The sequence below is a fragment of the Bacillus cereus genome, assembly GCF_015071065.1.
In the GTDB taxonomy this organism is placed as follows: domain Bacteria; phylum Bacillota; class Bacilli; order Bacillales; family Bacillaceae_G; genus Bacillus_A; species Bacillus_A cereus_BA.
On the sequence record NZ_VOVA01000003.1, the window covers coordinates 357,989 to 378,474 of the forward strand.

Genomic DNA, 20,486 nt, shown 5'->3' on the forward strand with positions numbered 1-20,486 from the left:
TACATAAAGGAGTGATTTCTATGCTTAAAGTGAATGAAGATGATTTCACCTATCGCTTCGGTGATAACGGGCCTAAATATTTAATACAAGGTCCGAATATTGATCTCGGCCTAGTCATTATTCAGCCTGGGCAAGAGTTTCAAAATCATTATCATACAACGTGCGAAGAAGTCTTCTATGCGTTAGAAGGCGAAATAGATTTCTATGTTAATAACGAAAGAGTTCCGATCAAACAAGGTGATGTCTTGCAAGTTCGACCTCATGAATCTCATTATCTTATTAACCATTCCGATAAGCCTTTTAAAGCTGTTTTTATAAAGTCACCACATTTACCAAATAAAGATACAGTACAAACTGAAAATCCAACATTAACGAAGGAGTGATTCCTAATGACTTGGGGATTTAAAAATCGATTAAACACAATTTTACCTGATGGCAGAGCAGTTATGTTAGCGATAGATCACGGCTACTTTTTAGGACCAATTCACGGACTAGAACAACCACTTGAGACAGTTAAAAACTTGCTTCCATATACAGATTCCCTCTTTTTAACACGAGGTGTACTCAGCTCCTGCATTCCTGAAAACTGCAGCACACCGATGGTTATGCGTGTATCAGGCGGGGCAACTGTAGTTGGCAAAGATTTAGCGAATGAAACAATTGTTACACCTGTGAAAGAAGCAGTAAAACAAAACGCAATTGGCGTCGGCGTTTCTGTCTTTGTTGGATCAGACTATGAAACACAAACTGTTTCAAATCTCGCAAATGTAGTCTCTGAAGCTCACGATTACGGCCTGCCAGTACTCGGTATTACCGCCGTTGCGAAAGAACTACAAAAACGTGAAGCTCGCTTTCTAGCACTCGCTTCCCGCGTATGCGTTGAAATGGGAGCTGACATTATTAAAACGTATTACTGCGAAGGATTCGAAAAAATTACGAGCACATGCCCTGCCCCAGTCGTAATCGCGGGAGGTCCAAAACTAGATTCAATTGAAGACGCATTAAACATTACGTACAATGCGCTGCAAGAAGGCGCAATCGGAGTAGACATGGGCCGAAACATATGGCAATCTGAGCATCCAACTGCGATGATTCAAGCAATTCATGGCATTGTAAAAAATAGATTGAATGTGAAAGAGGCGCTGGAACTATATGGTGATGTGAAGAATTAATGTAGAAAGACAGACTTTGTATTTTGTTCAGTTAAGAGGCGTAAAACTTCTTTTGACGCTCAAAATACAAAGGGAAAAGGATGGCAAGTGCCATCCTTTTCCCTTTGTAACAAGCCAAAATTTTTAATCAATCTTTACTTTTATAGCTTTTGTAGCAATAAAAGTTTTAATATGCTTATCTAATATCCTTGTTCCACCAAAATCATCCTCGTAAAAACCCGTTATAACAAAACCAGCTTCAACTTGACCTTGGATTTGATCTTCTAGAGTATGTGCATATTCTATTGTTTGATTTGAATTGATGTAATTTTGAACTTCATCCTCTGGTAAATAATCCAATGTTGATGAAGGTATTGAATGTTTCACATCAAGAATACCTTTTTGTTCTTGGTTGTCATCGAAAATCCATAGTAAAGGATTTGTAAATCCAGAAATAAGAATACCTTTATTCTTTAAAACTCTTGAAACCTCATTCCATACAAGATGAACATCTTTTACAAACAAATTAGAAACAGGATTTACGACAATATCAAAATATTCATCTTCAAAATCACTAAGGTCTGACATATCCCCTTGTACTGTTTTTAAAGTTAATCCATCTCGTTCCGCAACTTTTTCATCTTGTTCCAATTGCTTCTTAGATATATCAGTAACGGTTACATCTGCTCCAGTGGCGGCCAAAACAGGCGCTTGTTGCCCTCCACCCGATGCTAAACAAAGTATCTTTAATCCTTCTAATGATTTTGGAAACCAATTTCTAGGAACTGATTTTTCCGTGGTGACTGTAATTTCCCATTCACCTGATTTACTTTTTTCAATAACCTCGCTACTTACAGGTTGCGTGTATCTAGAACCTTCTTCAACCTTCTTATCCCATGCATTACTGTTTTGTTGTGTAGTATCCATTATGATTATTCCTCCTAACTATCTAGTTGCATTTTAATTGTGACATTATTAACTATTTACACCCTTATTCTATTAACCGCCGATAGTTAATACATGGTTGTCTATATTTATTTTAACACATAAATATCCCATTTTTCGCAATATTTTAATTACTTGATAGTACATACGATTGTTGGTCAGAAGGTGGTGGCGACACAGATGGACATATGAGTCACTATTTTGTTGTATCTCCTGCCCTTCCTGATAATCTATCTGGATTAAGCTTTCAATTTAAAGAGCAAAGTATGCCGTTTATGAAAAATCAAACTGTGCTTGAATTTGAAATTAAGTTAGATTAATAAATAAAGGAGCTGTCTCATAAGTGTTCAGTCTACAACTATTTTTTAACAGTCTAATACTTTTTTCTATAGTCTAGAACGTTTTTTTAATGCAACATTTGGAATGCAGTGAATGAAATTATATGAGCAATTCGACACGGAATATCACTTTACTGATAAAGATTGAGAATCGTAGTAGCCCTATTGTTTATTCTCCAAATTGGTTAAAACCCACTCAATCAAGAAAATTGCTGAAGAAATCCGCTCTGCCGTATCTCCTAAGAACACTTTATTAAGTAACTCATCAAAATGAGTCGGTCTAATAGGTAATGCTTGAATATACCCTTAAAACAAATCCAACTGGAGGGGCCGGCTTATTATTAATAGCCCATATTATTAAAACGTGTTACTGCGAAGGATTCGAAAAAATTACGAGCACATGCCCTGCCCACTGGCGGGCCGAAACATATGGCAATCTGAACACCCAACTGCGCTGATTCAAGCGATACATGGCACTGTTAAAAATAGATTGAATGTGAAAGAAGCACTGGAACTATATGATGATGTGAAAAATTAAAATAAACAACAGACTTTTACACTTAAATATATACAAAATCAATATTTACTATAAGGAAAAGCCCATATGTTAGATTACTAAGTAACCTAACATATGGGCTTTCTTTTACATTTTTCATTGTTCCGAATTTGGTCAAACCTCTACAGATCGCGTACGTTCCAAACAATCTCACCACGCTCACCCCACGTACTATGATGCCGATGAAACCCTATCTTTTCTAATACCCGAAAGGACGCCGTATTCCAAGCACCTACAGTTGACCAAAGTCTTTGGCGCCCCGTAGCAATCGCTGCCTCCAGCACAGCTGATGCTGCCTCTGTCGCATAACCCTTGCGATGAGCACTGCGGAACAACTCGTATGCAATCTCCGGCTCTTCCAGCGTGGAACGACCGATGATTAAGCCACAGTATCCGATGAAATCGCCTTCTTCTCGTCTACGAATAGTGAGAAGAGAAATACCATTTTCAGCTGCTTTCTTGCGCATCTCAATAAGATCGCTACGAATAGATTCAATGGTTGGCATGTCCACACCACGTTCGCCAATTAATTTTCTCAGCCAGACCGCATCAGTTTCCTCCCACATATTCAGGTCGAGTCGTTCCGTTTTTAGCTGGAACGCCATAGCTTTATATGAAGCTGTCATAGTGAAAACCTCCTAGTTATTTCACTGCACTCATAATAGTTTCGCACCTCATCACCACATCAGGTTGAAAACCCGGTTGATTTGCGAATCTATTTTCCAACTCTCGCAAAAGTTTATAGCAACAGTACACAAAAAATTAGTGTTATTGTATGCATAAGCAATTCCCCTAAAAAATAGACCTTTTTATCAAACTTTATTTTAAATCTACAACATTTGGTTTAAGGTGACTATACTCTAGTTCATTAATGGTTTGTTTTAGATTTTAACTTATCATACAAAACATCACCTTGATTACGATGCATTCCTTTAACTTTTCTTTCTAAATCATATTTCAAACAATCAATATCGCTACCGTCTACAATCATATGGACTCTATCTTCAAAAAGTCTTCCTATATTTTTCAAAATAATGATAAAGTGAAACTTTAATTATTGGAGGGTTTGCGGGATAAATCCCCACTAATTTGCTGATATAATCGGCGTATCCTTACTATCTTTACACTTAATATTTATATATTTTCAAATGTATTAGTCTATCTTTTTTGTTAAGCTATAGAAAAGGAGGAATGATTATGCAAAGAATGCCTTTTGAACGCCCTACTGACCATTACGATGAACGCTTATACTCTATCGATGAAAAAATTTGCGCCCTATTAAAAGAACGAAAAGAACTTTCGAATGGGAATCCGGGCTTTCCACATGATGAGGCTATTTCTAATTGGGCAAAGCAGAACGGATTTTATCCAGACTATTTAAATTCATTGTTCTCCACTATGATGGATGAAGAGGAATTTAAACCACGGGTTGAACCGACTAAGTTTAAAAAACATATACCCATTTTAAAAACTTATGAATATAAAGGAACAGTATATACTGTAACCTTTATTCGTCAATATTCTAATGCTAGTGTAGTTTATTTATATAGCGATTGGGATTCCACAAATGAAGTTTTTAATGAAGATAAACCTTATAGTTTCTTTCAATTATCAATAGATGATACATACGATTGCTGGTCAGAAGGTGGTGGCGGCACAGATGGACATATGAGCCATCATTTCGTTGTATCTCCTGCCCTTCCTGATAATCTATCTGGAATAAGCTTACGATTTAAAGACCGAAGTATGCCGTTTACGAAAGATCAAGCTGTGCTTGAATTTGAAATCCGATTAGATTGATACTTAAAGAATCTGTCTTATAAGTCAGATTTCTGACTAAAAGGCGCTTCTTTTTGCTTTGGCGTTCCATTAAAAAAAGTCTATTAAATTGAACTTTATTGTGTCGCTTTTAAATAAAGTCACGGTGTTTATGGTGAAAAGTGAAAAGAAGATTGGAACTGAAAGGCGGATTAAGAAAGCGCTAAGTAGTAATAAAGTTACTCCACTAAAGGGCCAGATTGTGTAAGTAGAATATGATTAATAGAGAAGCCAAATATTTTATAATGATGTAGAATGTTCTTCAGAGAATAATCTGTCAAGTGATTAACGAAATGATATTATATAAGTTTACATTTGAAATTTAATTTTTCAATAAATTTATTTTTTACTGCAGAATGCTTATCTTGAATCTTAGTGAAAGGAATACCTACATATGTCTAAAATGGTTAACATGCTTTCTATTTTATGGCTCCTCAAAACGAGAAAACAATTGACTGCTAAGGAATTAGCAGAGGAATTAGAAATCAGTATTCGTACGGTGTACCGCTATATTGATGCTCTGTGTGCAAGTGGAGTACCAATTATTTCAGATGCAGGGCATAATGGTGGGTACAGTTTACTGAATGAGTTTACAAAGGCACCTTTGTTTTTTAATTTGGATGAGCAGAAAGCGCTTGTCCATGCTGCAAAATTTGCAATAGATGCAGGGTATCCCTTTAGTGAAGCGCTAGATGCATCAATTTCTAAATTGAAAATGTATACAAACGAGGAACAATTGAATCATATCAATCGTCATTTAAGAGGGTTTGAAGTCATCCATCCTACTGTCGAACCCTCTTTGAAATCTATTCTTCAAGATTTAGAAATTTCTGTTGCCGAAAGTTATAGGTTATTTATTATTTATCGTAAGGGTGGAGAAATCGAACCTCAATCACGTCATATTGATCCTTATGGCCTTGTTTATTGGAAAGGCAAGTGGTACACAGTGGCTTATTGCCATCTGCGTAAAGAAATTCGAAGTTTTCGAATCGATCGTATTCAATCATTATCCAGAACAGATAAAAAATTTGATCGGCCCTTGGAATTTTCAGCGCGTTCTTTCTTTCTAAAAGACATTTTACCTGATTCAAACCAACTTAAAGAACTCATTTCTGTCCGTATCCAAGGTACGCCGCATGCGCTTGATGATTTATGTCAGCATTGGTTATTTAGCCATGCTTTAATAGAACGAAAAAACAATCACGCTCTTTTTAAGGTTGATATAGAATCTATTCATACTTTTGTACCTTACTTCCTTCTCCCTTATGGTAAATCTATTAGCATTCTGGAACCAACTTTATTACAAGAAAGATTGGCAACTATCAGCTTTGAATTATTCAATCATTATAAAAACCCTTCACTTCACTGACCGTAATTGTCAGTGAAGTTTTTTTATAATGTACATGTAGCGAATTAAATTTTTAGGAGGTATAAAAATCATGAAGAATTTGATGTATGAATTTTATATTGCAGGCTCACCAGAGGCAGTTTGGAAGGCATTGACCTCTCCTGAGGGTACAAAACAAATTTATTATGGGTCCATCATTCGATCTACATTTCAAGTGGGCGATCTCTTGGAATATGTAGGTCCTGGATTAGATGGAGATGAAACGGTGCATGTATACGGAAACGTATTGGAATATGAACCAAATCAGTTACTTCGATTTACTCACTATCCTGGAAAGTCTTATATGAAAGATGATCGTGCATTTGAGTCAAGAATTTCTTATATTCTAAAGCCTATTGGATCATGTACGAAATTAATACTCATTCATGACCAATGGAAAGAAGATGATCCTTATTATGAGAACAGCAACAAGGCCTGGTGGATGATATTAAATAATACAAAGACTTTAGTAGAAACAGGAAGTACACTAGACTTTGGTGAAATCTCATAGGTCCATCATAAATGATTTAACAGAAAGAAAATATTGGGTTTCAGCTCCTGAACGAATTTGTATTTTAAGAATTATGTTTTTTGGCCTAGCTCACTGATTGTGAAGTAAACAACTTAAATGTGACCATGAATTTTTCTATATAACCAATCTCTTTGAGAAAATATATATATTTTCTCAAACACCAGACGCGATTTTTAAAAATCAAGAGTAGAAAATGATTAAACTTTTTTTATAAATCTATAACTTAACACCGCTATTGAATAATCCATTTTGATCAATCTTTGTTCAAAATGGATTATTCTTATTTACCATATAATATGGGTTTCTAGAGTTTTTTTGATTAAACTTTATTTCAATCCAACGCGTTAATACCAACATATTCCCCCTATTATTTACCTTAACTCAAAAAACAGCTAGTTAACCTGTTAAGTGGGACTTGTTCAAATGATTAAATTTATCTTTTTGAAGATCGAGCATTATGGTAACAACCCCCTTCAAACAATTACTCTTGATGATTATTATTAAGTTTTGAAACTTTCTTACCGTTTCTATAGTCAAGGCAAGAAACTTCAATGAAATGTCTCGCTTCTGATAAATCATCAACACATAAATTCAAATGATTCAACCTCATTCACTCATCTCCTTTTAAACAGGGGTTATGTAGACTCATATTAATAACACTTGATTGTTTAAGGAAAGATATTCAAGCGTTCAATCTACAACTATTTTCTAATAATCTAATACTTTTTCCTGTAGCCTAGAACGTTTTTTATGCAGCATTTGAAATGCAGTGAATGAAATTATATGAACGACTTAACATGGAATATTGATTTACCTATACAAATTGACAATTGTAGTAACCATATTATTTATTTTCCAAATTGAGTAAAACCCACTCAATCAAGAAAACTGCTGAAAAAATCCGCTCTGGCGTATCCCCTAAAAACATCTTATTAATCAACTCATCAAAATTATTCGGTCTATTAGATAGTGTTTGCATATACTTCAAAACAGATCCAGCTGGAGGTACTGGCTTGTTATTAATAGCCCATATTCCCTCTAGCAATGTCCAAGTTGATGTATGAACTATGTATGAAGCTTTCAACCCATCTTTTGCTTTCAAAGCAGACTGAATTTTAATTAGAGAACTATGTAACCAATGAAAAATGCCTTTTACTTTATCATTAGGAACACGGTAGTTTTCAAATTCATGTTTAGCTATTTCTTTTAACTTTTTTAACTCACCGCTCTTATCAATTAAAATTTCCCCTTCTAAAAAAGAGTATAATTCCATTGGATTATTTTTAAAGTTTAATTGAATTTGATTAAAATCTGCATACTTATATTCAACTAAAATATCTTCTCTCGTTTCGGAATGAAATTTCTTCTTTTGTCCGTCCTCTAAAAGAATATAGAAGTCTAAATCAGATTCAGGATATGCATCGCCTCTTGCGACAGATCCGATGAGCATGAATCCGTTTACTTTATCTCTAGATAAACATTCGCTTAAAATTGTTTGCACTAATTTTTTATGCTTCTCATATTTAATAGATAATCGAACTTCTAACATTGATAACCTCCAGGCATATTATTATGGGAGTTATTCGTGACTGTAACATATTTACTTCCTTTATACCTTAGCCCTCTTCCAACTTATTCAACAATTGTCAGTTCATACACAATTGCGTCTTCACTACTTTTTCTATTATCTTGAATCGTTACAATATCTCCAGCTTTTATTTTCGAAGCATTCATTACTTTTACCATCTCTGGTGGAACATACCCTCCATTGTTCTCTTTATTTAATGGAAACCACTTTACTGACTTATTAGTTGCTTCTAAAATTTTATATTTAATTGAACCATCATACTTTATTTCACCTACAAGATCTTTTACTAATGTAGGTGTATATTTATCCTCTTCTTTTTCCAAATAAATATGATCACCTATATCTAGGATACCGTTTCTTTTAGGTGCCTTCCATTTTGTTGAATTTAAATTACTTAAACTTACTTTCACACTATCTTCTTTATTTGAGCTAGAATCTTTTAGAAATATATCATTATAATTCTTATCAATAATGATATATTCTTTTTGCTCTACTATTTTTGCACTGTTTTCACGTTTTTCTTCATGTTTAGATGCTTCTTCTTTCACATCATTATCACTACACGCTGATAATAATGTAGTTGCTAAAACAGCCATTAATAACATTTTTTTCACTTTATTTACCTCCATTTATAACTAAAAAATAAACATATCTAACATCCATATTTTACTATAAATCAAAAAGAGAGGATATCTGTTTTATAAAAAACAAATATCCTCTCTTTTTCATTATATATTACGACTGTTGATAAGCCGATTTCGATGATTTCACATAATAAACACCGTGTTCAACCTTAATGATATGATCTGGTTTTGGCTTACCGCGGCCCGCTCTATGTCCAGCTAAGTGCTCTTCACTCGTTTCCCAGTTCTTCCATGCTTCTTCCGATTCCCAGCGAATCATAACTACAACTTCTTCATCTCCGCGTCTTACTTTTTTTACGAGAACACTTAAGTCGATGAATCCTTCAAATTTTTCAATAATTCCTTCTCCTGTAAAACGCTCCACAACTATATTAGATGTACCTTCTTTTACTGTAAATGTCTTTGTTTCGATAAACATATAATCCACTCCCTCTTTGTAATACGAATACTAGTATTCTTCTATTATAATTGATTATGATAATTATTTTCAATTATAAAGTTTCTAATTTTTAGAATTATGCTGATTTCTCCTCAATCGCCTCATCTAAAAATTTGAAATACGGAAGCGATATTCCTATTAAAGAAGTGACACAAATAATCGAACCGATGATAAAGTATAATACTCTTATTCCCCACATTTCACTCAGTATTCCTCCTAATAACACACCTAATGGCATAGCGGATCGTATGAAGAATAATCTTACTGAAAATACTTTTCCTATCATATTGTTCGGGACAGTTTGTTGGCATATCGTCGTGTTATGAACATTGAAAAATGCAATACATATACCGGCAATTATTTCGATTACAATGGCAATAATAATACTATTATTTAAACCTAGTGAAATGTAAGTAAGTCCCCCTACGAACAATCCTCCAAGCATAAGTAGTCGACGGCTTCTATACTTCACCTTCCCAACTAACATGGAACCAACTACATAGCCAAGTGGAAAACCTGCCATAAAATAACCGTACTCCGCATATCCCGCTGACAGCTCATCTTTTATATAAGGAAGGTTTGTGACCATCGTTACCCCTACTCCAAACTGTACGAAAGTAAGAAATACACCGAGCCAAACGATTATTGGTTTTGTGAAAAAGTATGTAAACCCGTGAAGAAATTGCTCTAGCCACGTTTTTCGAAGTTCTTGCTGTACCCTCTTTTCTTTTATGAAAAGCAATAATCCTCCGCTTATAAATAGACAAATACACACAAAAAATAGTGTTAGCTTCATTCCAATAAAATTAATGACGATACCACCTAATACTGGCGCTAGAAACATCATAAGACGAGTCATCCCATCAATATACGCATTTGCATCTTGAAGCTGCTCTTTACTTACAATGCTCGGTGTAATCGCTTGACTGGCGGGTGTATAAAGCGGCGTAATGAGCCCTACTATAATTTGAACAACGTAAACGTGCCACACTTCTACACTGTTAGTAACAAGCATTACTAAAGGCAGTAAGAAAACAGAGGCCCGCATCCACTGCGAAAAAATCATAATCCACTTTCGGCTCCATTTATCAATAAATGGCCCACTTATAAGTTGCAGTATGAGAGAAGGAATTAGATATAGTAACCACATACTGCTTAATGCTGTTTTCGATCCTGTTAACTCATATACAAGAATTGAATTACATAACGTCCCGAAAGCCCCGCCTAATTCTGAAATTGCACTACCAATCCACATATAAAAGAATGAACGATTTTTCAATACATTTTTCACTAAAGCTCACCAACTTTTCTATTAAATTCCTCCCTTTATGTACATTCTCGTTGTATATTATCTATTCAAAAATACATCTAATTCTTTCGCTAAAGACTGCACTGCTTTCTTTCTCAACACATATTTTCCGTCTTGAATATCAACTAGCTTTGCTGAACGTAAAAGTTTCAAATGATGGTGTACTGTCGATTTTCCTAGTTGTAATCTTTCCGTTATTTCTTGCAGCGTACGCTCTTGTTCAAATAGTAGTTTTACAATACGAAGCCTTGCCTCGTCCCCGAGCGCCTTATGTTTATGAACTAAAAAATAACTCGGCTCATATGGATCTTCCGGATGTATACTTTCATTTGCGACCGGATAATGAAACACTTTCGTATCTTCAATATCAGCTTCTATGTTCCACGGTCTGTACGTCATTTGCGGGATAAGAAGTACGTGATGAACACTTGGCTCTGGCATATAGTTCACTCCGCCAGTAGCCCACTCGACAAACTCTTCCGGTTTCATCTTTTTATTCATTTCATTTTTTGCTTCATAATCTCGCTTTAATATAGAGAGCAGTTGCTCTTCCTCTTTCTTAATAACACTCTCATACCAACCTGTCATAACGGCGATTAAATGGCCCTTTAGTTCTTGTACATCGCCATTACATATAAAGCTAATATACGTAGAAAAAAACTGATGATCATGTGTCAGTTCCTTTAGTTCATGTACTACAGATACTTCTCCGCTTGCGGCTAAACGTCTTTTCGCTTGATACGCTTCTCCTAAAAACGGTAAACATATATACTTTAAATCTTCTTCTGAAAGTGAATCGATATTTGCAATAAACTGTGATAGATCCTGAAAATCTCCCTCATACAATAACTGAAGCAATGCTTTCCATGTATTATTTTCTTCTACAAACTGTAAATGCTCTCTCATCTCTACCGATAATGATTGTCTAATTTCTTCCCATTCGCTTTGAGATTTTTCAAGCGTGTCGATTAACCTTTTATGAGTAATTGCCGCAATGCCAAGTGCACATTCAAAAAGTATCGAATACCTCATGTGAACGTTGTATGTTTCCCTTTTTCTACTCGTTACGTGAAAGACGTCCATTTAATCCCCTCCTTATTTGCTATGTATTAAATTCTATATTTATCGAATTATACCTTCTAATTTTTTAGAATTTTAAAATCTTCCGAAACTTTATATTGCTACAAATTTTTAAATTTAAGCTGCAGTTAATTTTCTTGTTCAACTATGAGGCAGGTTTATTGAAGAGAAAGGAGAATTTATTACATTTAGAAAAATGATTTAGAAAGCATAAGTTTATTTCTGCAATTACTACAACGACGCCGTACTGTTCTTTTAGAAACTTCCAAACATCAATCAAATGATAAGTAGGTACGTTTCTACCTAATTTCTCTAACACTTGTTGTTGGTCTATCTCATAGTTAAGGAGGCTATACAAATGGGGAAAAAAGAAATGTTGCGAAATGGAGTCAAGCAAGTTTTTTACGAAGAAGAGTGGTACCCACCGATATCAGAGGCGTTAAAGAATCTTACCGCTGCACAAGCATGTTGGCAACCAGAAGGACAGGCCAGTAATACAATTTGGGAAAATGTAAACCATTTATTAATCTTTAAAGAGCGTTTACTTTCCCGCTTACATCAAGATGACACATTTGTTGCTCCACAAAATAATGATGACACGTTTGTCCAAGGTGGACCTAATGATGATGATGCTTGGCAACAAACAGTGAAGCGAACGCTTCAAGTACATGATGCCTTACAATCTTCATTAACATCTCTTCAAGAAGCAGAACTGGATCAACCGAGTCCTTCTCTACCAGTTTGGCAACAATATATGAATATCCTTTTGCACGATGCTTATCATACAGGACAAATTGTACAACTTCGTAAACTCCAAGGTTCATGGCCAGCTCATCGTTCCTATTTATAAACGATGCTTAAAGATGATAGACAAACATATGATTCTACATTAACAGAATAAGTACAAAAAAAAGCAAATGAGATTCTATCTCTCATTTGCTTTTTTGTATGTTGGAGAAACGTCCTACAATGAAATAAAATTCAACAAAGAATGTTCAAATGGATAAAGTAAAACTTTAATCAATGGACTTTTGTCCATCCCCACTGATTATTAACCCAAACCAATCGGGCATTTACGGGCCATTATCTCCCGCCTAACTTCCTCGCATTCACCACTTATCGATTCATCTGCGCATCGTTCAATAGCCCAATTATTTCACTCAACATTTCTTCTGTAAAAGCACCTGCGCTAAAGTTCACTAATGCTCGTAATGGCATATAATTCAGCATAGCGTCCATCATTTCAGAGGCATCACTATCCCCTTCAGTCATACTACCAAACGGACTGTCTTTTAATGCTTTTTCCATAAGCTCTTTTGCGATTGGTGCTAAGTTTTGGTCCGCAAATATGTCCCCTAATAAAGTATTACGATGCACTGGTTTTCGAATTATAGTCGTTGATTGAACATACATGCTATCATGTAAAACAATCTCTCTCGAAGACTTTCCTACTAAAATTTCAAATTCGCCTGTTTCAACATGCCAGTCCTTCAATTCAACATTATAATAAGCAAATGACCTTTTATTTAAAGTAAAGCTAACCGTTTTTTCTTCTCCCGGTTGCAATTCTACTTTTTCAAATCCTTTTAGCTCTTTTTCAGGACGAGTCATACTGCTTTCAACATCTTTTATATAAAGCTGAACAATTTCTTTCCCCGCTCTACTACCATTATTTTTCACGTTAACACTGACAGAGACAGTCTCCGTATCTATTATCTCTTTCTTATTTATTGAAAGATTACTATACTCAAAGTTTGTATAGCTTAACCCAAAACCAAACGGGAATAATGGTTCAATATTTTTCGCATCGTAATAACGGTATCCAACGAACACGCCTTCTTTGTATTCCACTTTGTCACCTTCACCAGGGAAGTTTAAGTAAGAAGGATTATCGCTTAAAACTTCCGGGAATGTTTCCGCTAATTTTCCGCTTGGATTTGCATCACCAAATAATAAATCAGCAATTGCTCCTCCTAATGCTTGACCACCTAAATAACCTTCGAATACTCCTTTTACTTTACCTATCCATGGCATTTCAATTGGCGCACCATTACTTAAAACTACAACGATATTACTTTGAACTTCAGCGATAGCCTCAATTAATTGCACGTGATTTTCTGGCATCTGTAAATGCTTTCGATCAAAACCTTCAGATTCATAACGATCTGGAAGTCCAACGAAAAGGACCGCTGTATCTGCTCGCTCTGCTATTTTTTTCGCTTCATTAACCATGCTTTCATTTACATCATCACTTGCAATATCATAACCTTGGGCAAACAATATGTTCGTTTTTTCACCTGATACCGTTTCAATTTCTTCGAGAATACTTTCAAGCTTTGTTGGATTAATATGAGAGCTTCCGCCGCCTTGAAAACGTGGTTGCTTTGCAAATCCTCCAATTACTGCTACCGTTCCCTCTTTTTTCAACGGAAGAATGGAAGCTTCATTTTTTAACATAACCATACTTTCACTTGCAACTTCTCTTGCAAGCTGATGATGCGCATCCTTACTATACACAGCGTTTTCTAATTGGTTATCATAAGCTTTAAAAATAATGTAAAGAAGACGCTCTGCTGCTTGATCAAGCTTTTCTACAGATAGCTCACCACAGTTAACTGCATCAACAATTTTCTTCTCACCAATTCCAAAGCTTGAAGGCATTTCTAACTCCAAACCGTTCGCTAGACTTGCAACACGCTTATTTACTGCACCCCAATCAGATACGACAAAACCTTCAAATCCCCATTCATCTTTTAAAATATCATTTAATAAATAGTTATTTTCCGAAGCGTATTCACCATTTACCTTGTTGTAAGCGCTCATTACTGTCCAAGGCTGCGCATCCTTAATGACATCTTCAAAGCTAGCAAGATAGATTTCACGCAATGTTCTTTCATCAATAATTGCATCTACTGACATTCTGCGATGCTCCTGATTATTAGCAGCGAAATGTTTTAATGACGTTCCGATCCCTTGACTTTGTACGCCTTTAACATGGTTTGCAGCCATTTGTGATGATAAATACGGGTCCTCTGAAAAATATTCAAAGTTTCTTCCGCATAGCGGCGAACGTTTAATATTTGCACCTGGTCCAAGGAGAACTCCTACATTTTCAGCCTGACATTCTTCTCCTAATGCAACTCCTACTTGTTTTATTAATTCTTTATTCCATGTACTTGCTAATCCTACTGCTGATGGGAAACAAGTCGATGGAATACTGTTATAAATCCCTAAATGATCTGCTCCCTCTGCCTGTTTTCTAAGGCCGTGTGGTCCATCAGTTACCATAATGGAAGGAATTCCTAATCGCTCAATCCCTTTTGTATTCCAAAAGTCTAATCCAGAACATAGACTTGCCTTTTCTTCTAACGTCATTTGTGAAATGATTTTTTTAATATCTCTTTTCATGATAACCCTCCTAAAAAACAATTAAGTAAACGCTTTCTTATTGCTATTATAGTTATTATCTTCTAGATATTATGGTATATTTTTTAGAATACTTGTAAAAATTTTAGCTGATTATAAATATGGTTACTATGCAGAATAAAAATGACCTGCTCTCGCATTGGCTAATTTTTATAGAATAAAGGAAAATATTTGAGTGTATTAAACAAGGGGAAAAGGATGTTTTAGGAGACTACCTGAATCAGGAGATCTTGGGGTGTTATCAAAAACAAGTCACTTGCGAAGCCAGAAAAATTCTGCTATCGCAGCATTTTTGAAGAAAACAACGCTAAGCAAAAAAATGCAATAAGCTACCCATATGGACAGCTCAGTTACATAATTATCGTTATTCAGAAGTAAATCTATTATTGGAATTAAATGTATTTATAACCATAAAAAAGTCCCTTCCAATCTTCTTCTGAAGGGACTTTTCATTTACATAATCTTCAAAAGTGAAGCGGAATTCATTTGTAAAGATAACATTTGAATAATTGTTTTCATAACAGCATCTTCTTCATTAGAGAGGGTAATAAAATTCGCAGCATCCTTTAATTCTTGAACTGCATTTCGGACAGCAAAGCTATATGTTGCGCGAGTCATGAGTTCTAAATCATTGTAACCATCTCCAAAGGCCATTGTTTCTTCAGGAGTAACATTCAATAAACGCTGCAAGTATTCAACGGTAGTTCCCTTATGAACATTGGCATTTGCTATATCAATCCAAGCTGCTTCAGAAGCAACAATATAAGCCGACTCAAAAAACGGAGATAGTCTTTCTCTGGTCTCCATACATCTTAACAATGGGTCGTGAATAGTGATTTTAATGAAATCATCTGTTATTTCATTAAAATCAGAGACTTGTTTTACTTGCGCATAGGACTTTCTGACAATAGCCACTTCTTCATGAGAGATGTTTTCTTTTATTATCGCACCGTTTCTTGTACAGGCAATAATGGTATGTTCTAAGCTCACTTTCTCAAGTAAACGAATAATTTTTAATCCTAAATTATTGCTTAGTAGAGATTCATAAACAAATTTTCCATTATGCTTGATTCTAGTTGCGCTATCCCCTAAAATCCATAAATCATCTGAATCATTGCCAAATAACTCTTCTACACGTTCACATTGTTTACCAGTAACGGGAGCGAAAACAACACCTTTTTCTTTCATAATCTTTTTTACATCCTTGTACAGTTCCCTGTTAAAATCACCACTATTATTCAAGAACGTTCCATCCATGTCAGTTAACACTAATTTAATCACTAGATGCCCTCCTCCAATGCTAAATAATTTCATCATATATTAACGATTACATAAAGCTTAAAAGTCTAATCCAGAACATAGACTTACCTTCTCTTCTAATGTCATTTGTGAAATAATTTTCTTAATATCTCTTTTCATGATAGATATCCCTCCTAAAAAATAATTAAGTAAACGCTTTCTTAACGCTATTATAGTTATTATTTTTTTGCTATTATGGTATATTCTTTAGAATACTTGTAAAAATTTCAGTTAACTATATATATGGTTACTATACAAAACAAAAATGACCTACTCTCGCATTGGCTGATTTTTAAAGAATTGAGGTAAAAATAATGAGTTGCTCCAAACTAGAGGATTTATATTATATTTGTAAACTAGTCTTTGACATACATAAAACACCTATCTATTTTCTTAATAACAAAGGGGATTTGGCATTTGAAATCTCGCCCAATTTTCAGCATAACCCTATATATTCTTCAAAAGAGGCGTTATTTAATCAACTATTTAGGGGAAATCCACCCTATACTTTTCCGGTACTTGAAGAGACTGCCTTTCTTGAAAATTTTTTCTCAATTAACTTACGTTTAAACGATCAACTGAGTGGGAATATCATCGTTGGACCAGTCCTTTATTCCAGGTTATCAGAAACTTCAATTAAAGGAATCGTTAATGATCTTCAACTAAAAATAGACAAAGAGGAAATGATTCAATATTATCAATCTCTCCCTATTTTAAGCAATTTGCAATTTTTAAATATAAGCATGGTTCTTTATTACATGCTGTATCAGAAACAGTTGGACGTAGCAGATATTCTGCAAAAAAACATGCTGGCAAAAAAGGTGGAATTTAAAATTGAACAACCCGAAATACATATATCGGAGCAACGACAAAGTATATTAACTCATATCGATCCACTAGCTGAGAGAAAAATATTTGAGTGTATTAAGGAAGGAAAAAAAGATGATTTGATTAAAAATCTAAGGAGATTACCTGAATCAGGAGAGCTCGGGGTGCTATCAAAGACAAGTCACCTGCGAAGCCAAAAAAATTCTGCCATTGCAGCTATTACACTTGCGACAAGGTCGGCTATAGATGGTGGACTATTCCCTGAAATCGCATATACCCTCAGTGATTTATTGATTCAAAAACTCGAAGAAATAAAAAAAAGTGAATCTATTTCCCCATTTTTAGAGAATGCTTTACTTGAGTTCTCAGAACGCGTTAAAAACGGGAAAATGCAAAAACATTCAAAACCTATAAACATATGTCGAAATTATATATTTACTCATCTTTACGAAGATATTACACTATCCCATCTAGCAGAAGTAGTCGCATTAAACCCTAGTTATCTATCTTCCCTTTTCAAGAAAGAGGTTGGAATTTCATTAGGCGAATATATTCAACGTGCTAAAATCGACGAGTCAAAAAAGTTAATGACTTATACGAGACATTCTATATCCGAAATTTCTACATTATTAAATTTTCACGACCAAAGTCATTTTACAAAGGTCTTTAAAAAACATACTGGTATTTCACCTAAACAATTTAAAAATGGATGCAGTTATTAGTTTAGAAAAATTTATCATACATACAATTCATAATCTCGCTTCATCCTCAAGAACCTTATGTTTTTGAACTGAAAAATAACTCGGTTCATACAGATCTTCGGGATGGCGACTGGATAATGAAATACTTTCGTATCTTCAATATTCCACTGTCTGTACGTGATGGACACTTGGCTCTGGCATATATATAACGCCACCAGTCGCCCACTCGACAAACTCTTCCGGTTTCATCTTTTTATTCATTTCATTTTTCACTTCATAATCACGCTCTAATATAGAAAGTATTTGCTCTTCCTCTTTCTTTATAACACTCTCCTATCCACCTGTCATAACGGTGATTAAGTGATCCTTTAGTTCTAGTATTGCACATTCTTCTCCATTTGCTGCTAAACGTCTTTTCTCTTCATACATTTCTCCTAAAAACGGTAAACATATATACTTCAAATCTTCTTCTGAAAGTGAATCAATATTTGTAATACACTGTGATAGATTTTGAAAATCCCCTTCATACAATAACTGAAGTAACGCTTTCCACGTATTATGTTCTTCTACAAACTGTAAGTGCTCTCTCATCTCTACCGATAATGATTTCCTAAATTCTTCCCATTCACTTTGAGTCTTTTCAAGAGTATCGATTAACCTTTTATGAGTAATTGCCGCAATGCCAAATGCACATTCAAAAAATATCGAATACCTCATGTGAACGTTGTATGTTTCCCTTTTTCTACTCGTTACGTGAAAGACTTCCATTTGATCCCCTCCTTGTTTGCTATGTATTAAACTCTATTTTTTTAGAATGTAAAAACAATATGAATTGAAATACATTGATCCCAAACATAATTTACATTCTTCATAACTTCTGATTTTAATCCAAATTTGGAAGAATAGGGGCTTTTTTATATACAAATAATAAGCCTCAAGGAGCTGTTGACATGCATTTCATATTAAATATGTTAGGGATTTTCGTTGTAATATTAATCGTTTTCCTATGTTCGCCTAATAAAAAACAAATAAAATGGAGACCAATCGTTATTCTAATAATATTGGAGCTTTTTATTACATGGTTTATGTTAGGCACCAAATTGGGCAGTATTATAATTAATAAAATTGCGTCATTTTTCAGTTGGCTACTATCATGTGCGAATGAAGGTATTCGATTTGCATTTCCTTCAGCTATGGAAAATCAAACAGTTGATTTCTTCTTTAGCGCATTACTTCCTATCATTTTTGTTATCACTTTTTTTGATATCCTTTCGTATTTTGGAATCTTAACTTGGATTATTGATAAAGTTGGTGCAATCATTTCAAAGATTTCTCGTTTACCAAAGTTAGAAAGCTTCTTTTCCATTCAAATGATGTTTTTAGGAAATACGGAAGCACTTGCAGTTGTTCGTGATCAATTATCTGTTTTAAAAGAAAATCGTTTGCTGACTTTTGGAATTATGAGTATGAGTAGTGTCAGCGGATCCATTCTTGGTGCTTATTTATCAATGGTTCCAGCGACATATATTTTCAGCGCTATTCCTTTAAACTGTATTAACGCATTAATCTTGGCTAATGTTTTAAATCCTGTAGAAGTTACTAAAGAAGAAGATGTTATTTATTCACCTTCAAAAAATGAAAAAAAAGATTTCTTTTCTACTATTTCAAACAGTATGTTAGTTGGGATGAATATGGTTATTGTTATTTTAGCGATGGTAATTGGGTATGTAGCATTAACAGCTTGTTTAAATGGTATTTTGAGCTTTTTTGTAGCCGGTTTAACAATTCAAAAAATCTTCTCAATTATCTTTAGTCCCTTCGCTTTTTTACTTGGTTTATCAGGCAGTGATGCTATGTATGTAGCAGAATTAATGGGGATAAAAATAACAACGAATGAATTTGTTGCAATGATGGATTTAAAATCAAACCTAAAGTCTTTACAACCGCATACGATCGCGGTTGCAACTACATTTCTAGCTTCTTTTGCTAACTTTAGTACGGTAGGTATGATTTATGGAACCTACAATTCATTATTTGGCGGGGAAAAATCATCAATAATCGGTAAAAATGTTTGGAAGCTTCTTGTTAGCGGGATGGCTGTTTCTTTATTAAGTGCTATGCTTGTGGGGCTTTTTGTATGGTAAATGAATATTGATTTCGTGTTAATTACAAAAGACACCCGAATTAAATTGGTGTGACTTAACTCATAAAATTGCATACCAATAACCCATAACTTTGCATCAAAATATCGTTTTTAAGGTCTAACTGTAGGTTTGAAATAAAGTTATACCGTTTTGAATAAATTTGCATCGTTACACCCCTTTGGATATGATTATCCAAAGGGGTGTTTTAATTGAAAAATAAATCTATTCCATTAAGAAATAGAACTCAAACTCATGCAAAGCCTTTAATTAGAAAAGCGATACTTTGCATGGGGAAAAATAT

At 34.5% G+C, this 20,486-nt stretch carries 18 protein-coding genes and 6 pseudogenes; 11 read left to right on the forward strand and 13 right to left on the reverse strand.

Going from position 1 to position 20,486, the window contains the following annotated elements; all coding sequences use genetic code 11:
- Window positions 1–20: 20 nt before the first annotated feature.
- Both FT637_RS12555 and lsrF read left to right on the forward strand, forming a co-directional pair.
- On the forward strand, window positions 21–383 hold the full coding sequence (locus FT637_RS12555; RefSeq protein ID WP_002110494.1) for a cupin domain-containing protein: 363 nt from the start codon (window positions 21–23) through the stop codon (window positions 381–383).
- Between the two features lie 6 nt (window positions 384–389).
- Window positions 390–1,172, forward strand: a complete 783-nt coding sequence (gene lsrF / locus FT637_RS12560; RefSeq protein ID WP_193646576.1) for a 3-hydroxy-5-phosphonooxypentane-2,4-dione thiolase — start codon at window positions 390–392, stop codon at window positions 1,170–1,172.
- 123 nt (window positions 1,173–1,295) lie between these two features.
- Here lsrF and FT637_RS12565 read toward each other — a convergent pair whose 3' ends face one another.
- Complete coding sequence (locus FT637_RS12565) at window positions 1,296–2,078, reverse strand: class I SAM-dependent methyltransferase (protein WP_193646577.1); 783 nt, start codon at window positions 2,076–2,078, stop codon at window positions 1,296–1,298.
- Window positions 2,079–2,230: 152 nt separating this feature from the next.
- Between FT637_RS12565 and FT637_RS12570 the strand changes: the two are divergent.
- A pseudogene (locus FT637_RS12570) lies at window positions 2,231–2,416 on the forward strand (hypothetical protein); the annotation flags it as partial.
- 180 nt (window positions 2,417–2,596) lie between these two features.
- Here the strand turns inward: FT637_RS12570 and FT637_RS12575 are convergent.
- Window positions 2,597–2,789: pseudogene (locus FT637_RS12575) on the reverse strand (DNA polymerase subunit beta); the annotation flags it as partial.
- Between FT637_RS12575 and FT637_RS12580 the strand changes: the two are divergent.
- A pseudogene (locus tag FT637_RS12580) lies at window positions 2,782–2,972 on the forward strand (3-hydroxy-5-phosphonooxypentane-2,4-dione thiolase); the annotation flags it as partial. The pseudogenes FT637_RS12575 and FT637_RS12580 sit on opposite strands and share 8 nt — an antisense overlap.
- Before the next feature lie 140 nt (window positions 2,973–3,112).
- Here the strand turns inward: FT637_RS12580 and FT637_RS12585 are convergent.
- Window positions 3,113–3,616, reverse strand: a complete 504-nt coding sequence (locus tag FT637_RS12585; protein WP_193646578.1) for a GNAT family N-acetyltransferase — start codon at window positions 3,614–3,616, stop codon at window positions 3,113–3,115.
- Between the two features lie 242 nt (window positions 3,617–3,858).
- On the reverse strand, window positions 3,859–3,981 hold the full coding sequence (locus FT637_RS30310; protein ID WP_264675734.1) for a hypothetical protein: 123 nt from the start codon (window positions 3,979–3,981) through the stop codon (window positions 3,859–3,861).
- Window positions 3,982–4,187: 206 nt separating this feature from the next.
- Between FT637_RS30310 and FT637_RS12590 the strand changes: the two genes are divergently transcribed.
- The 3 genes from FT637_RS12590 to FT637_RS12600 all read left to right on the forward strand — a co-directional run bounded on the left by FT637_RS12590 (window position 4,188) and on the right by FT637_RS12600 (window position 6,706).
- A complete protein-coding gene (locus FT637_RS12590) occupies window positions 4,188–4,790 on the forward strand; it encodes a chorismate mutase (protein ID WP_193646579.1) in 603 nt (200 codons plus the stop codon).
- A gap of 412 nt (window positions 4,791–5,202) precedes the next feature.
- A complete protein-coding gene (locus FT637_RS12595) occupies window positions 5,203–6,177 on the forward strand; it encodes a helix-turn-helix transcriptional regulator (RefSeq protein WP_193646580.1) in 975 nt (324 codons plus the stop codon).
- A gap of 70 nt (window positions 6,178–6,247) precedes the next feature.
- Window positions 6,248–6,706, forward strand: coding sequence for an SRPBCC domain-containing protein (locus FT637_RS12600; protein ID WP_193646581.1), 459 nt, complete (start codon window positions 6,248–6,250; stop codon window positions 6,704–6,706).
- Between the two features lie 568 nt (window positions 6,707–7,274).
- On the opposite strand, the pseudogene FT637_RS30600 reads toward FT637_RS12600, so the two are convergent.
- The 6 genes and pseudogenes from FT637_RS30600 to FT637_RS12625 all read right to left on the reverse strand — a co-directional run.
- Window positions 7,275–7,337: pseudogene (locus tag FT637_RS30600) on the reverse strand (VOC family protein); the annotation flags it as partial.
- Window positions 7,338–7,571: 234 nt separating this feature from the next.
- Window positions 7,572–8,276 (reverse strand): nucleotidyltransferase domain-containing protein, encoded by a 705-nt coding sequence (locus FT637_RS12605; protein ID WP_193646582.1) that lies wholly within the window; start codon window positions 8,274–8,276, stop codon window positions 7,572–7,574.
- Between the two features lie 83 nt (window positions 8,277–8,359).
- Window positions 8,360–8,944 (reverse strand): hypothetical protein, encoded by a 585-nt coding sequence (locus FT637_RS12610; protein ID WP_193646583.1) that lies wholly within the window; start codon window positions 8,942–8,944, stop codon window positions 8,360–8,362.
- 106 nt (window positions 8,945–9,050) lie between these two features.
- A complete protein-coding gene (gene hmoA / locus FT637_RS12615) occupies window positions 9,051–9,377 on the reverse strand; it encodes a heme-degrading monooxygenase HmoA (protein ID WP_000469495.1) in 327 nt (108 codons plus the stop codon).
- A 97-nt stretch (window positions 9,378–9,474) separates the two neighbouring features.
- Entirely contained in the window at window positions 9,475–10,689 is a 1,215-nt protein-coding gene (locus tag FT637_RS12620; RefSeq protein ID WP_193646584.1) for an MFS transporter, read from the reverse strand.
- Between the two features lie 57 nt (window positions 10,690–10,746).
- Window positions 10,747–11,790, reverse strand: coding sequence for an ArsR/SmtB family transcription factor (locus FT637_RS12625; protein ID WP_193646585.1), 1,044 nt, complete (start codon window positions 11,788–11,790; stop codon window positions 10,747–10,749).
- A 355-nt stretch (window positions 11,791–12,145) separates the two neighbouring features.
- Here FT637_RS12625 and FT637_RS12630 point away from each other — a divergent pair, with 355 nt between their 5' ends.
- On the forward strand, window positions 12,146–12,637 hold the full coding sequence (locus tag FT637_RS12630) for a DinB family protein (protein WP_193646586.1): 492 nt from the start codon (window positions 12,146–12,148) through the stop codon (window positions 12,635–12,637).
- A 266-nt stretch (window positions 12,638–12,903) separates the two neighbouring features.
- On the opposite strand, the gene FT637_RS12635 is transcribed toward FT637_RS12630, so the two are convergent.
- Window positions 12,904–15,195 carry a glycoside hydrolase family 3 C-terminal domain-containing protein gene (locus FT637_RS12635; RefSeq protein WP_193646587.1) on the reverse strand — a complete coding sequence of 764 codons (2,292 nt, stop codon included), beginning with the start codon at window positions 15,193–15,195 and terminating at the stop codon, window positions 12,904–12,906.
- Window positions 15,196–15,374: 179 nt separating this feature from the next.
- Between FT637_RS12635 and FT637_RS12640 the strand changes: the two are divergent.
- Window positions 15,375–15,517: pseudogene (locus FT637_RS12640) on the forward strand (AraC family transcriptional regulator); the annotation flags it as partial.
- Window positions 15,518–15,666: 149 nt separating this feature from the next.
- On the opposite strand, the gene FT637_RS12645 reads toward FT637_RS12640, so the two are convergent.
- Window positions 15,667–16,494: an HAD family hydrolase gene (locus tag FT637_RS12645; protein ID WP_193646588.1), complete on the reverse strand. Its 828-nt coding sequence runs from the start codon at window positions 16,492–16,494 to the stop codon at window positions 15,667–15,669.
- Between the two features lie 332 nt (window positions 16,495–16,826).
- Here FT637_RS12645 and FT637_RS12650 point away from each other — a divergent pair, with 332 nt between their 5' ends.
- Window positions 16,827–18,062: a helix-turn-helix domain-containing protein gene (locus tag FT637_RS12650; protein ID WP_193646589.1), complete on the forward strand. Its 1,236-nt coding sequence runs from the start codon at window positions 16,827–16,829 to the stop codon at window positions 18,060–18,062.
- 30 nt (window positions 18,063–18,092) lie between these two features.
- Here FT637_RS12650 and FT637_RS12655 read toward each other — a convergent pair.
- Window positions 18,093–18,809 (reverse strand): annotated as a pseudogene (locus tag FT637_RS12655) (ArsR family transcriptional regulator); the annotation flags it as partial.
- A 182-nt stretch (window positions 18,810–18,991) separates the two neighbouring features.
- On the opposite strand from FT637_RS12655, the gene FT637_RS12660 reads away from it, so the two are divergent.
- Window positions 18,992–20,185, forward strand: coding sequence for a NupC/NupG family nucleoside CNT transporter (locus tag FT637_RS12660; RefSeq protein WP_193646590.1), 1,194 nt, complete (start codon window positions 18,992–18,994; stop codon window positions 20,183–20,185).
- The last annotated feature ends 301 nt before the right edge of the window (window positions 20,186–20,486 follow it).

Excerpts from the sequence above, each read along its gene's own strand:
- FT637_RS12555 (WP_002110494.1), top strand. The coding sequence starts at position 21 with ATGCTTAAAGTGAATGAAGATGATTTCACCTATCGCTTCGGTGATAAC.
- lsrF (WP_193646576.1), top strand. The coding sequence starts at position 390 with ATGACTTGGGGATTTAAAAATCGATTAAACACAATTTTACCTGATGGC.
- FT637_RS12565 (WP_193646577.1), bottom strand. The coding sequence starts at position 2,078 with ATGGATACTACACAACAAAACAGTAATGCATGGGATAAGAAGGTTGAA.
- FT637_RS12585 (WP_193646578.1), bottom strand. The coding sequence starts at position 3,616 with ATGACAGCTTCATATAAAGCTATGGCGTTCCAGCTAAAAACGGAACGA.
- FT637_RS30310 (WP_264675734.1), bottom strand. The coding sequence starts at position 3,981 with ATGATTGTAGACGGTAGCGATATTGATTGTTTGAAATATGATTTAGAA.
- FT637_RS12590 (WP_193646579.1), top strand. The coding sequence starts at position 4,188 with ATGCAAAGAATGCCTTTTGAACGCCCTACTGACCATTACGATGAACGC.
- FT637_RS12595 (WP_193646580.1), top strand. The coding sequence starts at position 5,203 with ATGTCTAAAATGGTTAACATGCTTTCTATTTTATGGCTCCTCAAAACG.
- FT637_RS12600 (WP_193646581.1), top strand. The coding sequence starts at position 6,248 with ATGAAGAATTTGATGTATGAATTTTATATTGCAGGCTCACCAGAGGCA.
- FT637_RS12605 (WP_193646582.1), bottom strand. The coding sequence starts at position 8,276 with ATGTTAGAAGTTCGATTATCTATTAAATATGAGAAGCATAAAAAATTA.
- FT637_RS12610 (WP_193646583.1), bottom strand. The coding sequence starts at position 8,944 with ATGGAGGTAAATAAAGTGAAAAAAATGTTATTAATGGCTGTTTTAGCA.
- hmoA (WP_000469495.1), bottom strand. The coding sequence starts at position 9,377 with ATGTTTATCGAAACAAAGACATTTACAGTAAAAGAAGGTACATCTAAT.
- FT637_RS12625 (WP_193646585.1), bottom strand. The coding sequence starts at position 11,790 with ATGGACGTCTTTCACGTAACGAGTAGAAAAAGGGAAACATACAACGTT.
- FT637_RS12630 (WP_193646586.1), top strand. The coding sequence starts at position 12,146 with ATGGGGAAAAAAGAAATGTTGCGAAATGGAGTCAAGCAAGTTTTTTAC.
- FT637_RS12635 (WP_193646587.1), bottom strand. The coding sequence starts at position 15,195 with ATGAAAAGAGATATTAAAAAAATCATTTCACAAATGACGTTAGAAGAA.
- FT637_RS12650 (WP_193646589.1), top strand. The coding sequence starts at position 16,827 with ATGAGTTGCTCCAAACTAGAGGATTTATATTATATTTGTAAACTAGTC.
- FT637_RS12660 (WP_193646590.1), top strand. The coding sequence starts at position 18,992 with ATGCATTTCATATTAAATATGTTAGGGATTTTCGTTGTAATATTAATC.